Origin of the sequence: Pseudomonas syringae (assembly GCF_000737245.1) — a bacterium.
GTDB lineage: Bacteria > Pseudomonadota > Gammaproteobacteria > Pseudomonadales > Pseudomonadaceae > Aquipseudomonas > Aquipseudomonas syringae_J.
This window is the reverse complement of record NZ_JPQU01000025.1, coordinates 1-14,431: the sequence shown is the minus strand read 5'-3', so window position 1 is coordinate 14,431 and position 14,431 is coordinate 1. Positions and strand designations below refer to the sequence as shown.

Annotated in this window: 14 protein-coding genes; 5 read left to right on the top strand and 9 right to left on the bottom strand. The window is 58.4% G+C overall.

All coding sequences use genetic code 11. The features are described 5' to 3' along the window. Nucleotides 1-59 precede the first annotated feature (59 nt). The 3 genes from IV01_RS17010 (at nt 60) to IV01_RS17020 (ending at nt 2,505) form a co-directional block, all read left to right on the top strand. Nucleotides 60-1,166: an OmpA family protein gene (locus IV01_RS17010; RefSeq protein ID WP_032627487.1), complete on the top strand. Its 1,107-nt coding sequence runs from the start codon at nt 60-62 to the stop codon at nt 1,164-1,166. A 68-nt stretch (nt 1,167-1,234) separates the two neighbouring features. Beyond that, the gene (pdxH, locus tag IV01_RS17015; RefSeq protein ID WP_032627486.1) at nt 1,235-1,882 is read left to right on the top strand and encodes a pyridoxamine 5'-phosphate oxidase; all 648 of its coding nucleotides are present in this window, start codon (nt 1,235-1,237) and stop codon (nt 1,880-1,882) included. Between the two features lie 158 nt (nt 1,883-2,040). Continuing rightward, on the top strand, nt 2,041-2,505 hold the full coding sequence (locus IV01_RS17020) for a glycine zipper 2TM domain-containing protein (RefSeq protein ID WP_032627485.1): 465 nt from the start codon (nt 2,041-2,043) through the stop codon (nt 2,503-2,505). 158 nt (nt 2,506-2,663) lie between these two features. On the opposite strand, the gene nhaA is transcribed toward IV01_RS17020, so the two are convergent. The 4 genes from nhaA to IV01_RS17040 all read right to left on the bottom strand — a co-directional run bounded on the left by nhaA (nt 2,664) and on the right by IV01_RS17040 (nt 7,406). Beyond that, nucleotides 2,664-3,854: a Na+/H+ antiporter NhaA gene (gene nhaA, locus IV01_RS17025; RefSeq protein ID WP_032627483.1), complete on the bottom strand. Its 1,191-nt coding sequence runs from the start codon at nt 3,852-3,854 to the stop codon at nt 2,664-2,666. Nucleotides 3,855-4,203: 349 nt separating this feature from the next. Continuing rightward, nucleotides 4,204-5,814, bottom strand: coding sequence for an NAD(P)/FAD-dependent oxidoreductase (locus tag IV01_RS17030; protein ID WP_032627482.1), 1,611 nt, complete (start codon nt 5,812-5,814; stop codon nt 4,204-4,206). Between the two features lie 253 nt (nt 5,815-6,067). Further along, nucleotides 6,068-6,745 carry a COG3650 family protein gene (locus IV01_RS17035; RefSeq protein ID WP_032627481.1) on the bottom strand — a complete coding sequence of 226 codons (678 nt, stop codon included), beginning with the start codon at nt 6,743-6,745 and terminating at the stop codon, nt 6,068-6,070. A 61-nt stretch (nt 6,746-6,806) separates the two neighbouring features. Beyond that, the gene (locus tag IV01_RS17040; protein ID WP_032627480.1) at nt 6,807-7,406 is read right to left on the bottom strand and encodes a short chain dehydrogenase; all 600 of its coding nucleotides are present in this window, start codon (nt 7,404-7,406) and stop codon (nt 6,807-6,809) included. A gap of 110 nt (nt 7,407-7,516) precedes the next feature. On the opposite strand from IV01_RS17040, the gene IV01_RS17045 reads away from it, so the two are divergent. Then, complete coding sequence (locus IV01_RS17045; protein WP_032627479.1) at nt 7,517-8,440, top strand: LysR family transcriptional regulator; 924 nt, start codon at nt 7,517-7,519, stop codon at nt 8,438-8,440. Between the two features lie 191 nt (nt 8,441-8,631). On the opposite strand, the gene IV01_RS17050 is transcribed toward IV01_RS17045, so the two are convergent. From IV01_RS17050 to IV01_RS17070, 5 genes are all read right to left on the bottom strand, one after another. Beyond that, nucleotides 8,632-9,333 (bottom strand): ABC transporter ATP-binding protein, encoded by a 702-nt coding sequence (locus IV01_RS17050; protein ID WP_032627478.1) that lies wholly within the window; start codon nt 9,331-9,333, stop codon nt 8,632-8,634. Next, nucleotides 9,334-10,101, bottom strand: a complete 768-nt coding sequence (livG, locus tag IV01_RS17055) for a high-affinity branched-chain amino acid ABC transporter ATP-binding protein LivG (RefSeq protein WP_032627476.1) — start codon at nt 10,099-10,101, stop codon at nt 9,334-9,336. Further along, complete coding sequence (locus tag IV01_RS17060; RefSeq protein ID WP_032627475.1) at nt 10,098-11,351, bottom strand: high-affinity branched-chain amino acid ABC transporter permease LivM; 1,254 nt, start codon at nt 11,349-11,351, stop codon at nt 10,098-10,100. Before IV01_RS17060 ends, livG begins: the two co-directional genes overlap by 4 nt. Continuing rightward, the gene (gene livH, locus IV01_RS17065; protein WP_032627473.1) at nt 11,348-12,271 is read right to left on the bottom strand and encodes a high-affinity branched-chain amino acid ABC transporter permease LivH; all 924 of its coding nucleotides are present in this window, start codon (nt 12,269-12,271) and stop codon (nt 11,348-11,350) included. The genes IV01_RS17060 and livH overlap by 4 nt, the downstream gene beginning before the upstream one ends. Nucleotides 12,272-12,482: 211 nt before the next feature. After that, on the bottom strand, nt 12,483-13,607 hold the full coding sequence (locus IV01_RS17070; protein ID WP_032627472.1) for a branched-chain amino acid ABC transporter substrate-binding protein: 1,125 nt from the start codon (nt 13,605-13,607) through the stop codon (nt 12,483-12,485). A gap of 315 nt (nt 13,608-13,922) precedes the next feature. Here IV01_RS17070 and IV01_RS17075 point away from each other — a divergent pair, with 315 nt between their 5' ends. Continuing rightward, complete coding sequence (locus IV01_RS17075; protein WP_032627471.1) at nt 13,923-14,231, top strand: DUF2288 domain-containing protein; 309 nt, start codon at nt 13,923-13,925, stop codon at nt 14,229-14,231. The last annotated feature ends 200 nt before the right edge of the window (nt 14,232-14,431 follow it).

Genomic DNA, 14,431 nt, shown 5'->3' with positions numbered 1-14,431 from the left:
CTGCCCAGTTCTTTTCTGGCCGAGCTCTTTTCTGATTACTATTTTTTTGTGGGTCATCCATGTCGTCTACCAAAAGCCTCGCAATCGCACTTTGTCTTGCCGTCACGGGTTGTGCGCAAACCCCTCAAAATGATTCTGCCGACACCGGTAGCAGCTGGTGGAAGTTTGGTTCGGACAGCGTAGCCGATGCCGCACCCACAGCTGCACCGACAGCTACACCTAAAAAATCGCCAGAAGCCAAGCCAGATGCGCCGGTAGCCAAAGCCGAAGGCGGCACCCATTGGTACTGGCCGTTCGCATCCAGCGACAGCACCGAGCCAAAGGCCGGCGACGTTGCCGCCAAGCCTGCGCAGAAAAGCGTGCCGCCTCTGGTTGCCAAGTCCGAGACCGACAGTAAGTGGTGGTGGCCGTTTGGTAGCAGCGAGAAAGCAGCACCCGACGCAGCCCCCAAGATCGACCCGAAAGTCACTCAAGCCTGGCTGGATGAGTACGAGCCGCGCCTGCGTCTTGCGATCAAAGACAGCCCGTTTGAACTGGAGCGTCGCGAAGACCTGCTGGTGATTACCGCGCCAGTGGACAGCTCGTTCAACCCGGATCGTCCAGCCATGTTGCTGCCTGTCACGCTGGGCCCGATCACTCGCCTGGCCAAAATCGTGGAAGGCGATCAGAAAACCGCCGTGCTGGTCCTCGGCCACGCAGACACCTCGGGTGCCGTCGCAGCCAACCAGAAAATCAGCCAGGAACGCGCGCAATCCATTGCCGCGATCTTCCGCCTCAGTGGTCTTGAGCGTAATCGCCTGAGCCTGCGTGGCATGGGCGCTGTGATGCCCCGTGCTGCCAACGACAGCGCCGAAGGTCGCAAGCTGAACCGCCGCGTGGAAATCATGATGACGCCACAGAACACCATGGTTGCCCTGATGAGCAAGTACGCGCTGCCGCCGTCGGCCACCATGGTTGCTGCCCAGGATGCCAAGCCTGCACCTGCCGTTGCCCCGGCTCCGGCCAAGGCTGCGCCTGCTGCCAAGGCTCCGGCCAAGAAAGCCGCCGCCAGCAAGCCAGCTGCCAAAAAAGCTGCTCCGGCGAAAAAAGCCACTCCTGCCAAAGCTGCGCCGGCCAAGGCTGCCGTGAAGAAAAAACCAGCCGCGACTGATCAGGCCAGTAACTAATGCTTTGCTGACTCGCGCTTGGCGGCGCGAGTCAGCACCCGGACTTTTTTCAATCCAAGGAAAGCGTCATGACCCAGTCTCTGGCTGATATGCGCCGCGACTACGCCCGCGATGGTTTAACTGAAGCACAATCGCCGGACGAGCCGTTTGCTCTGTTTCACCAGTGGTTTGCCGAAGCAGTCAAAACCGAGCAGGCCCCGGTCGAGGCCAACGCCATGACGCTGGCAACCGTGGATGAAGACGGTCGTCCTCACTGCCGAATCCTGCTGCTGAAGGGGCTCGACTCTCAGGGCTTTACCTTCTTCACCAACTACGACAGCGCCAAGGGTCAGCAACTCGCGGCGCGTCCATTTGCGGCCATGACTTTTTTCTGGCCAACCCTGGAGCGTCAGGTCCGCATCGAAGGGCGGGTTGTGAAAGTGACGCCTGAAGAGTCCGATGCGTACTTCCAGGTTCGTCCGCTGGGCAGCCGCCTGGGGGCCTGGGCTTCCCCGCAGAGTCAGGTCATTGCTGATCGCGCCGAGCTGGAAAGCATGATCACGGCCACCGAGCAGCGCTTTCTCGATACCCAGCCTCATTGCCCGCCACATTGGGGCGGCTACCGACTTTTACCGGAGCGCATGGAGTTCTGGCAAGGGCGTTCCAGCCGTTTGCATGACCGCCTCAATTACCGTTTCAGCGACGGTGGATGGACCCGGGAACGCCTCGCTCCCTGATATCACTTTGGTTGAATTATTCGCCGTTGAACCCGTCATAGGGGTACGTGGCGTCCGGCTGTATCGCGCCTGAATGAAAACAAATTAACGAGGAACGGCACGTGACACCGTCAATAGTGCGGAGTCTAATGGCTGCATGTTCCTCTGGAGATACCCTTATGCGTAAGTCTGTTCTGCTGGTCGCCTCGTTTACTGCCATGGCGTTGTCGCTCACTGGCTGCATGTCGAACCTGACCGGCGATTCCTATTCCCGCGATGAAGCGCGGACAGTGCAGACGGTTCGCATGGGCACCATCGAATCCCTGCGGCCGGTGAAAATCGAAGGCAGCAAGACCCCGATTGGTGCTGGTGCTGGCGCAATCGTCGGTGGCGTAGGTGGTAGCGCTATCGGTGGTGGTCGCGGGAGTATTGTGGCAGCGGTGATCGGTGCGGTAGCCGGTGGGTTACTGGGTTCCGCTACTGAAGAGGGCTTGACCCGGACTCAGGGCGTCGAGATCACGGTTCGTGAAGATGACGGCAGCATGCGAGCCTATGTGCAGCAGGTGCAGGAAAATGAAATCTTCCGGGTGGGTGAGCGCGTACGCATCATGAGTGTCAATGGCACCAGTCGCGTTTCCCACTAACGTCTGTAGTGGTGTTGTAGTGTTCTGATACATAAAACCCCGATCCAGGTGATCGGGGTTTTTTTATCTGTGGTGGGACCGGTTTTAGCCGGGAAGGCTGTATTCCCGACGACTAAAATACATCCAATTTACCGACCTCTTCCCGGCTAAAGCCGGTCCTAGGAGGTCAGGCCTTGGAGTTGTTTTTTGCTACTGATCGCCATAACCGCATAGCCAATAAACGCCGCCAGAATCGAACCGGTCAGGATCCCCATCCGGTCTGCTCCGGCGTAGGCGCTAGTGGCCGGATCATAAGCCAGCGAGCCCACAAACAGACTCATGGTGAAGCCGATGCCGCACAGGATCGAAACTCCCAGCACCTGGCCCCAATTCGCTTCCGTCGGCAACTTCGCCATCCCGACTTTGACCACCAGCCAGGTCAGGCCGAACACGCCAAGGGTCTTGCCCAGCAACAAGCCCGCCGCGATGCCCATGGGCACGTGATGGGTGAAGCTTTCCAGTGTGACGCCAGTCAATGACACCCCCGCATTGGCAAAGGCAAACAGCGGCAGAATGCCGTAGGCGATCCAGGGATGTAGGGCATGTTCCAGTGTCAGCAAGGGTGAGCTTTTCTGATTCGGCGCTCGCATGGGTATGCAAAACGCCAGCACTACGCCTGCCAGCGTGGCGTGTACACCGCTTTTGAGTACGCAAACCCACAGCACCAGACCTATCAGCAAGTAAGGCCCCAGCTTCAGCACGCCCAATCTGTTCATGGCGATCAGGCCGACGATGGAGGTTGCGGCGAGTATCAGCGAGAGATTCGACAGTTCGCCTGAATAAAACAGCGCGATCACCACGATGGCACCCAGGTCATCGATGATTGCCAGGGTCATCAGGAACAGTTTCAGCGATACCGGAACGCGTTTGCCCAGCAGCGCCAAAACCCCAAGAGCGAACGCAATATCAGTCGCCATGGGAATGGCCCAGCCGTTCATGGCGGCGGCGTCGGCGGTGTTCAACGCCCAGAAGATCAGCGCAGGAATCACCATGCCGCCAACCGCCGCCGTGCCGGGTAAAACGATCTGCGAAGGCTTGGACAGATGACCCTCAAGCACCTCACGTTTAACCTCAAGCCCGATGAGCAGGAAGAACAGCGCCATCATGCCGTCGTTGATCCACAGCAACAGCGGCTTGGCGATTTTGACTGCACCGATCTGGGCGACCACGGGTACATCGAGGAAGGCGTCATACAGCCAGGACAACGGGGAGTTGTTGATGATCAGCGCCAACGCAGCGGCGGCAATCAGTAAAAGACCGCCGGCTGCTTCGAGTTGGAAAAAACGAATGACAGAGTTACGCAGAGGCAAGATTCGCGCTCCATTCATGCAAAAGGAGCGACACCCTAACGTGTACTTACCGACTTCAAAACAGAATTTATATTCGTTTTTGTTATGAAAAAAAGGCCCGATTTAGGGTGTTTTGTAGTCTGTCAGGAGGCTCAGTTTTGCTGGTCAGACGCGTCTTTTCATTGTGTAGGAATTGTCTTAAAACGATCGGTCGTGCCTTCAATTTTCTGTGGGAGCGAGCTTGCTCGCGAAGGCTATGTTGGGTCCAAAAAATCGTTGGTCGTTCCGGCCCCTTCGCGAGCAAGCTCGCTCCCACGAAAAATACCATCCGACCCTATGAGTAATGTCGTTTAAAGGGAGTGGTTTAAGCCTACGCCTCAATCCCCAACATATCCCGCGCCAGTGCCTCGGCGATTCGGATGCCATCCACCCCCGCAGACAGAATCCCGCCGGCATAACCTGCACCTTCACCTGCCGGGAACAGGCCCTTGACGTTCAGGCTCTGCATGGTGTCGCCACGGGTGATGCGCAGAGGTGCCGAGGTGCGGGTTTCGATGCCGGTCAGTACCGCATCGTGCAAGGCAAAGCCCTTGATCTGCTTGTCGAAGGCAGGCAGTGCTTCGCGGATGGCCTCAATGGCGTAGGCAGGCAAGGCATCTGCGAGATCCACCAGTTTTACCCCTGGCTTGTAGGAAGGCTCGACGCTACCCAGCTCGCTGGAAGCCTTGCCGGCGATGAAGTCACCCACCAGCTGCGCAGGCGCCTCGTAGGTGCTGCCACCGAGCAGATAGGCATGGGACTCCAGACGCTCCTGCAACTCAATGCCCGCCAACGGACCGCCTGGATAATCTTCCGGAGTGATACCGACCACGATGCCTGAGTTGGCGTTGCGTTCGTTGCGCGAATACTGGCTCATACCGTTGGTGACAACGCGGTTCAGCTCGGAGGTCGCCGCGACCACGGTGCCGCCGGGGCACATGCAGAAGCTGTAGACCGAACGGCCATTCTTGGCGTGGTGCACCAGTTTGTAATCCGCAGCGCCCAGTTTCGGGTGCCCGGCATATTTGCCCAGACGAGCACGGTCGATCAACGATTGCGGATGTTCGATACGGAAGCCCACGGAAAACGGCTTGGCCTCCATGTAGACGCCCCGGCCATGCAGCATGCGGAAGGTGTCCCGGGCGCTGTGACCGAGGGCCATGATCACGTGGCGCGACTCGATGCGTTCGCCGCCGTCGACCTCCACACCCAGCAGTTGGCCGTCTTCAATCAGCACATCGGTGACGCGTTGTTCGAAGCGCACTTCACCGCCCAGTGCTTCGATCTGGTGACGCATGTTTTCCACAACGCCGGTCAGACGAAACGTCCCGATGTGTGGCTTGCTGACATAAAGGATTTCTTCCGGCGCACCGGCTTTGACGAACTCGTGCAGTACCTTGCGACCGTGGAATTTCGGGTCCTTGATCTGGCTGTACAGCTTGCCGTCGGAGAATGTCCCGGCACCGCCTTCACCGAACTGCACGTTGGACTCGGGGTTCAGCACGTTCTTGCGCCAAAGGCCCCAGGTGTCTTTGGTGCGCTGGCGAACTTCACGGCCTCGCTCAAGGATGATCGGCTTGAAGCCCATCTGCGCGAGCAACAACCCGGCGAAAATCCCGCACGGTCCGAAGCCGACCACCACAGGGCGCTCGGTCAGACCGGCTGGCGCGTGCCCTACGACCTTGTAGCTGACGTCCGGTGCGGGATTGATGTGGCGGTCATCGGCCATTCGCAACAGCAGCGCCGCTTCGTCCCGGACCTGGAAGTCGATGGTGTAGATGAAGCACAGCTCGGAGGACTTCTTGCGCGCATCGTAGCTGCGCTTGAACAGGGTGAAGTCGAGCAGTGCATCACTGTCGATCCCCAGGCGGTGCAAAAGAGCAGGTCGCAGGTCTTCTTCCGGGTGATCGATCGGCAGCTTGAGTTCGGTGATTCGTAACATGAAAAAATCCAGTTTCCGGGCCGCAGGATCAGCCCGACAGCGCTACAAGAGAAGAGGTGGCGATTATAAGCGACATTGGGGGAGGGCGGGGTGGTGGGCCGGGATTTTCAATTGGACCGGCCGAGGGATCGATTGGGGGACGTGGGACCGGCTTTAGCCGGGAAGACGCCAGTACTGACGCTGAATTCGTTGCGTCAGAAATATAGCTTTCCCGGCTAAAGCCGGTCCCACGTCCAGTGCCGCGTCCTACCCATCAATCATCCCGCGACCCGCCGTAATACCCGCAGCCCCGTACGGTCTGGCCGTTCAGGCGCAGTTCGGCAGTCAGGTGCTGGACGGAGCCATTTACGCTGTCGACACAACGCTGTGGCGCGACCCAGAGTTCCATGGTCTGACCATTGGCCTCGCTGCTGACGCTGAAGCGCCCGTCAGGCAGTTGTTCTTCGACATACGGCACGGCGATGGTGTCCTTGTTCAGGCGCTCGATGACCATGCCTTTACCGCTGACGTTGACGTTCCACGCCGGATTGTTGCCGTTGACGTGCAGGGTCAGGCGCTTGAAGTTCGGGTCTTCGCAGTTTTGGTCCGGACGTTCCACCCGATACACCTGGCGCAGATCGAGCTGACCGTCGCTGTTGGCGGCCTTGCCAGCGACGAAACTGCCGCGCAGGTCGGCAAACACCTTGCCGGACTTGTCAGCCAGGGCTGCCGATTCCTGCAGGATGCCGGTGTTGCCGCCATCGTTGACGACAAAGCGACGTTGTTCGTTGCAAGGCTGGAACAGCAGCTTTCCGCCTTCACCGGTCAGGTTGCCCTGCATGCGAACCCAGCCAGCCTTGGATACAGAGGTTTCAGGCTTGGAGCCAAGCATCTGGCAACCGGCGAACAGCGGCAGCAGAGCGAAAATCAGGGCGGAACGGGCAGCAAACATTGGGTGGTCTCCAGACATGTGCCGCCACGTTACTCAGCCTGTGTCGTCATCACAAGAGGCATTAGCCAACCTGATAGACCTGACCGGTCTGTAGACCCTCGACACTTTTTGCGTAAGCGAGGGCGACATCGGCTGCAGGAACCGGCTTGAACCCCCGGAAATAAGGGGCATAGCTCGCCATCGCTTCCACCAGAACGGTTGGGCTTACCGAGTTGACCCGCATGCCGCGCGGCATTTCGATGGCCGCAGCCCGCACGAACGCATCCAGCGCGCCATTGACCAGGCTGGCCGATGCGCCAGTGTGAATCGGGTCGCGGTTCAGGACTCCCGTGGTGAAGGTAAAAGAAGCACCGTCATTGGCAAACTCACGGCCGATCAGCAGCAGGTTGACCTGGCCCATCAGCTTGTCTTGCAGGCCCAGGGCGAAGTGTTTTTCACTCATGTCGGCCAGTGGTGCAAAGGTGACATTACCTGCCGCGCAGACCAGCGCGTCGAAGTGGCCTATCCGTTCGAACAGTTTTCGGATGGAGCCACTATCACTAATATCCACCTGCGCCTCGCCGCTGCTTCGGCCGATTCGCACGATCTCGTGGCGTGGGGCTAATTCTTCGGCAATGGCCGAACCGATGGTACCGCTTGCTCCAATCAACAGAATTTTCATCGCATTGCTCCTGGGCATTTCATGAAAGGGGAAGCAAGCAGTGTAAGTTCGCTATTTACTATCGATAAGAGTGCTAATAGGCAACCTTTGGTTCTCATAAGGAAACAATAGTGAGTGAGATTGATGACTTGGCGGCCTTTGCCGTGTTGATCGACGCTGGCAGCTTCACGGCTGCTGCGGCGCGTCTTGGCTGTAGCAAAGGTTACCTGTCCAAGCGCATCAGCCATCTGGAAGAGAGTTACGGGGTGATGTTGTTGCATCGCAGCACCCGCAGTCTGAACCTCACATCGGCGGGCGCGGCGTTGTTGCCTCAAGGTCAGCAGCTTCTGACCAGCATGGAGCGCGCGCGAAACATCGTCGCCCTGATGCGCGACGAAATGGTCGGCGACGTTCGCCTGACCGCGCCGGTTTCCCTGGGCGAGACCTTCTTTGATGGCCTGCTGATGGAGTTCTCCGAGCAGCACCCGCAAGTGAGGATAGAGCTGGAGCTCAATAACAGTTTTCGGGATCTGCGCCGTGATGGCTTTGATCTGGCCATCCGTTCCTATGTCGCCACCGATGAGCGGCTGATCGCCAAGCCGCTCTTGGCCATGCAGGAATTGACTTGTGCCAGCAGCGCCTATCTGGCCAAGTTCGGCCATCCCCGCACGCCTCAGGACTTGAGCAGCCACAGATGTTTGCTCAACAGCCATTACAGCGGGCGTGACGAGTGGCTTTATCATCAGAATCACGACCTGACCCGGGTGCATGTGAACGGCACCTTCGCCAGCAATCACTATGGATTGCTCAAGAAAGCCGCGCTGGTAGGCGCCGGCATTGCCCGTCTGCCTTCATACATGGTGCACGGGGAGATCAACGATGGGCGGTTGAACTGGTTATTTCGGGATTATCAGACCAGCACTTCTCCGCTGTTTCTGGTCCACCCTTACGAGGGGGAGTTACCCAAGCGGATGCAGGTGCTGGCGGATTATCTGATGGGTTGGTTTCAGCGCAGTAGTGCGGCGTTGGAAAGGTTGGGGGTGGGGGACACATGAGCCGGTTTACAAACTGCTGGATTGGAATGCAGACCTGTGGGAGCGGTGCTTGCCCGCGATAAGGCTGGACTGTGTTGACCTGATATCGGCGGTGCCCTTATCGCGGGCAAGCACCGCTCCCACAGGTTCAGTGTTGGCTGTGCTCCCATAAAAAAACGGCCCGCAGGCCGTTTTCTTATTGCAGCGTTGTATCAGCCACCCAGATACGCATCGCGTACTTTCGGGTCGACCAGCAACTCTTCGCCAGTGCCTTGCATAACCACGCGACCGTTTTCCAGCACGTAGGCCCGGTCGGCAATTTTCAGGGCCTGGTTGGCGTTTTGTTCGACCAGGAACACCGTCACACCATCACGGCGCAGCTGTTCAACGATCTCGAAAATCTGCTGAATGATGATCGGCGCCAGGCCCAGAGACGGTTCATCCAAGAGCAGCAGTTTGGGTTTGCTCATCAGCGCACGGCCGATGGCGAGCATCTGCTGTTCGCCGCCGGACATGGTGCCGCCGCGCTGATTGAAGCGTTCCTTCAGGCGCGGGAACAGGTACAGAACCTTGTCCATTTGCTCCTGGTAGTCAGACTTGTCGGTGAAGAAACCGCCCATGGCGAGGTTTTCTTCGACGGTCAGGCGAGCGAACACGCGACGGCCTTCGGGGACCACCGCGATGCTTTTACGCATGATTACCGAGGAATCCAGACCGACCAGCTCTTCACCCATGTAGCGGATGCTGCCGCTGTGGGCGCGAGGCGAACCGCACAGAGTCATCAGCAGCGTGGATTTACCCGCGCCGTTGGCACCGATCAGCGTCACGATCTCACCCTGACGCACATCTACGTTGATGCCATGCAGCGCCTGGATCTTGCCGTAGAAGGTGGAAACGTTTTCGAATTGCAGCATTTACGCTTCCCCCAGGTAGGCTTTGATCACTTCAGGATTGTCTCGGATCTGTTCCGGCGTGCCGTCAGCCAGAGGCGTGCCCTGGTTGATCACCACGATGTGGTCGGAGATGCTCATCACCAGCTTCATGTCGTGCTCGATCAGCAGAACGGTCGCGTTGTGCTCGTTGCGCAGCACACCGATCAGCGCCTTGAGGTCTTCGGTTTCCTTGGGGTTGAGACCCGCTGCTGGTTCGTCGAGCATCAGAATGCGCGGCCGGGTCATCATGCAGCGGGCGATTTCCAGACGACGCTGCTGACCGTAGGCCAGGGTGCCTGCCGTACGGTTGGCAAATTCTTTGAGGTTCACCGCTTCCAGCCAGTGTTCGGCGTAGTCCATGGCTTCGCGCTCGCTGCGACGAAACCCTGGGGTGCGGAACAGTCCCGAGAAAAAGTTGGTGTTCAAGTGCCGATGCTGGGCAACCAAGAGGTTTTCCAGCGCGGTCATTTCCTTGAACAGGCGCACGTTCTGAAACGTGCGCACCACACCTTTACGGGCGATCTGGTGTCCGGCCAGGCCTTGAATCGGTTCGCCGTCCAGCAGGATTGTGCCGGCAGTCGGTTTATAGAAACCGGTCAGGCAGTTGAACACCGTGGTCTTGCCAGCCCCGTTGGGGCCGATCATCGACACGACTTGTTTTTCATTGACGGTCAGGCCTACGCCGTTGACCGCCAGCAGTCCGCCAAAGCGCATGCTCAGGCCGCTGACTTCCAGGATCGGCCGGCTCATTTGCGCAGCTCCATGTGAGGGCGTTGCATCGGCAGGAAACCTTGTGGACGCCAGATCATCATCAGCACCATCAGGGCGCCGAACATCAACATGCGGTAATCGCTGAATTCACGCATCAACTCGGGCAGCAGGATCATCACGATGGCGGCGAGGATCACGCCCAGTTGCGAGCCCATGCCCCCTAGTACAACGATGGCCAGAATGATTGCCGACTCGATAAAGGTGAACGACTCCGGCGTGACCAGCCCTTGGCGCGCTGCAAAGAAACTGCCCGCGAAACCTGCGAAAGCGGCACCCAAAGTGAACGCCGAAAGCTTGATCACGGTCGGGTTCAGGCCCAATGCACGGCAAGCGATTTCATCCTCGCGCAACGCTTCCCAGGCACGGCCAATCGGCATGCGCAGCAGGCGGTTGATCACGAACAAAGCGACCAATGCCAACAGCAACGCGATCAGGTACAGGTAAATCACTTTGCTGATCGGGTTGTAGGCCAGGCCAAAATACTCGTGGAAGGTTTGCGCGCCCTCTGCAGCCCGGCGGTCGAAGCTCAGGCCGAACAGCGTCGGCTTGTCGATGTTGCTGATGCCGTTGGGGCCGCCGGTAATATCGGTGAGGTTACGCAGGAAGATGCGGATGATCTCGCCGAAGCCCAGGGTCACGATTGCCAGGTAATCGCCACGCAAACGCAGTACAGGGAAGCCCAGCAGGAACCCGAATAGCGCCGCCAGCAGGCCGGTGAGTGGCAACGCCTCCCAGAAGCTCAGGCCGAAATAATGCGACAGGAGGGCGTAGCCGTAGGCGCCGACGGCATAAAAGCCGACATAGCCAAGGTCCAGCAGACCCGCCAGACCCACGACAATGTTCAGGCCCAGGCCGAGCATCACGTAGATCAGGATCAGGGTGGCGATGTCTACTGCGCCTCGCGAGCCAAAGAACGGCCAGATGAACGCCAGCACGATCAGCGCGATCAAGCCCCAGCGCTGGGTTTTTGGCTGGCTCAGGAAGTCGCTGGTCTTTTGTGAGATCAGCGGCTTGCGAGAGGTATTGCGCATGCCGCTGATCTTTTCAGCGAACAGTACGCGCAGGAACATCAGCACCGAACAGAGGGCGATGATCATCAGGGTCATCTGGCTGGCGTTCTGCACTTGCAGAGTCACGCCGGAGAAGGCCAGTTTCAGGCCCAGCACCGGGTAAGCCACCGCCCACACCAGTGCGGCGCTGAACAGCGCCTGTTTGAGAGACTTGCTCATACTTTCTCAACCTCAGGACGGCCCAGGATACCGGTCGGCCGGAACAGCAGAACGAGAACCAGCAAGCCGAAGGCCACCACGTCCTTGTATTGATCACCAAAGATATCGGCGCCGAAGGCTTCAGCGACGCCCAGCACCAGACCGCCAAGCATGGCGCCCGGGATCGAGCCGATGCCGCCCAGCACTGCGGCGGTAAACGCCTTGAGGCCGACGAGGAAGCCTGCGCTCGGGTTGATCACACCGTACTGCATGCTCAACAGCACCGCAGCGACGGCCGCCAGTGCTGCACCGACGACGAAGGTCAGGGCAATGATGGTATTGGTGTTGATGCCCAGCAGGTTGGCCATTTTCATGTCCTCGGCGCAGGCGCGGCAGGCGCGGCCCATTCGCGAGCGAGAAATGAACAATGTCAGGCCAGTCATGGCCAGCAGCGTGACCACGAACACCACCACCTGCATGTAGGAGATCAGAACTTCTTCTGAACCGCCCGGGCCGAACGAAAAGCTGCCGGGGAGCAGATTGGGGATGGCAAAGTTGCCGGAACCCTGGGAAAGCTGGACTGCGTTCTGCAGAAAGATCGACATGCCGATCGCAGAAATCAGTGGAATCAGGCGGTTGCTGTTACGCAACGGACGATAGGCAAGCCGTTCAATGCTGTACCCGTAGGCACTGGTCACGATGATCGTGGCGGCGAAGGCAACAATCATTAATAGCGGCAGGCTGTGGATACCCATCATGGCCAGACCGGCCAGGGCCATGAACGCAACATAGGAACCGATCATGTACACCTCGCCGTGGGCGAAGTTGATCATTCCAATGATGCCGTACACCATCGTGTAGCCGATGGCGATCAATGCATACGTACTGCCAATGGTGAGGCCATTGACCAGTTGCTGCATGTAGTGGAAAAAATCGGGCATTACCGCGCTCCTAAAAACCTGCTCTGCATTTCTCTGGCTTGCGCCGGGTTCGCATTCTATTCGATGCGTTGCCAGTGACGCCGCCAACGAACCGCTGGTAACGGTTTTAAGATTTTCAGGGGGTCACGTTTCCGGGGTACGGAACGGACCGTCATTCGTAAAACAAAGCCCACTGCGGATGCAGTGGGCTTTGGTTGTCAACGCCAGCTGTTTACTTGGCGGCTTCAGTCTTCGGCTTGCCGAAGTGCCACTCGTAAACCACGAACTGGAAGTTTTTCAGGTCGCCTTTCTCGTCGTAGCTAAGATCGCCCATCGGAGTCTTGAAGGTACCGGCGTGGATGGCGGCTGCCACTTTGGCGGTGTCTTCGGACTTGGCGGCAGCGATGCCGTCAGCCACAACTTGAACGGCAGAGTAGGCCGGGTACACGAATGGACCGCTCGGATCCTGCTTCTTGTCCTGGAAAGCCTTGGTCAACGCCTGGTTGCTTGGATCCTGATCGAAAGATTTCGGCAGGGTAACCAGCAGGCCTTCGGAAGCATCACCGGCGATTTGCGAGATGGAGTCGTTGCCGACGCCTTCAGGGCCCATGAACTTGGCGTTCAGGCCTTTTTCCTTGGACTGACGCAGGATCTGGCCCAGCTCAGGGTGATAGCCGCCGTAGTAGACGAAATCGACGTTGGCTTGTTTGAGCTTGGCGATCAGCGACGAGAAGTCCTTGTCGCCGGCATTGATGCCCTCGAACAGGGCAACCTTTACGCCTTTGCCTTCCAGGGTCTGCTTCACGGCGGTGGCGATGCCTTCACCGTACTGCTGTTTGTCATGGATGACTGCTACGTTCTTCGGTTTGACGACGCTGGCGATGTAGTTGCCTGCTGCCGGGCCCTGGGCGCTGTCCAGACCGATGGTGCGGAACACCAGCTTGTAGCCACGAGCTGTGATTTCCGGGCTGGTAGCAGCCGGAGTCACCATGATGATGCCTTCGTCTTCGTAGATGTCCGAAGCCGGTTGAGCTGAGCTGGAGCACAGGTGACCAATCACGAACTTGACGCCGTCGTTGACCACTTTGTTGGCAACGGCCACGGCCTGTTTCGGTTCACAGACGTCATCGTATTCAACAGCTTCGAGCATCTTGCCGTCGACGCCGCCTTTGGCGTTGATCTGCTCAATAGCCATTTTTGCGCCATTGAACTGCATGGTGCCGTATTCGGCTACCGGGCCGGTTTTAGGACCTGCGATGCCGATCTTGATGGTGTCTGCTGCGAACGAATGGCTGGCAACCCCCGCCATAACCAATGCGGCAAACAGCTTGGAAAGCTTCTTGGTACCCTTAGTCATGATGCTCCACTCTTGTGTTTTAGTTTTTATAATCCTGACGCCAGGATCGGATTCAATCCCCGACCAGCTCCCTGGCAACTGTACCGGAACAGTTTAGAGCGCCGGTTGCTGCATTGAAAAGCTGGCTTCGGGGGGCAACATCGGTTGATGTCGCTTAAATGAAAGAAAGATACAGAATCACGCAGATCGAACAGTCCATCGACCTTCAAGCCCCTGGTTTTCCTGATCTTCCCTGCACCAAATTACTTGTTTCTGGGTTTGTCTTGAGCGGAGTCGGCGCTATCATTTGCGCCGATTTTCCATTCGGTGAGACCCATGAGCGAAGAACCAAGCACCCTCTATGCCAAACTGCTCGGCGAGACGGCATCTATTACCTGGACGGAACTGCAACCGTTCTTCGCTCGAGGTGCCCTGTTGTGGGTCGAACCGTCATTGGACTTGATCGAAGTGGCACAGGCGGTCGCCGAAAATGAGGCGGATAAAGTCAGCGCCTGGCTTGCCCGCGGTGAGGTTGGCAAGGTTGCGGAGTCCCGCGCCCTAGAGCTTGTGGAGCGTGATCCGGTACTCTGGGCGGTCGTAGTGGCACCTTGGGTGTTGGTCCAGGATAGGGCGTCAGTTGCTTGAGTGATCGTTTTTGGTGCGAATTGCGGGTTTAAGTGGGAAGTCTGGTAACTGCGCCGGGGGTCTGGGTAGCGAAATCTCTCACCGGATCGGGCAGAGCAAGCTGATGTGACGTGGGACCGGCTATAGCCGGGAAGGCGGCATTCCCGGCGATGAAGATGTAGCGACTCTACCGGCCTCTTCCCGGCTAAAGCCGGTCCCAC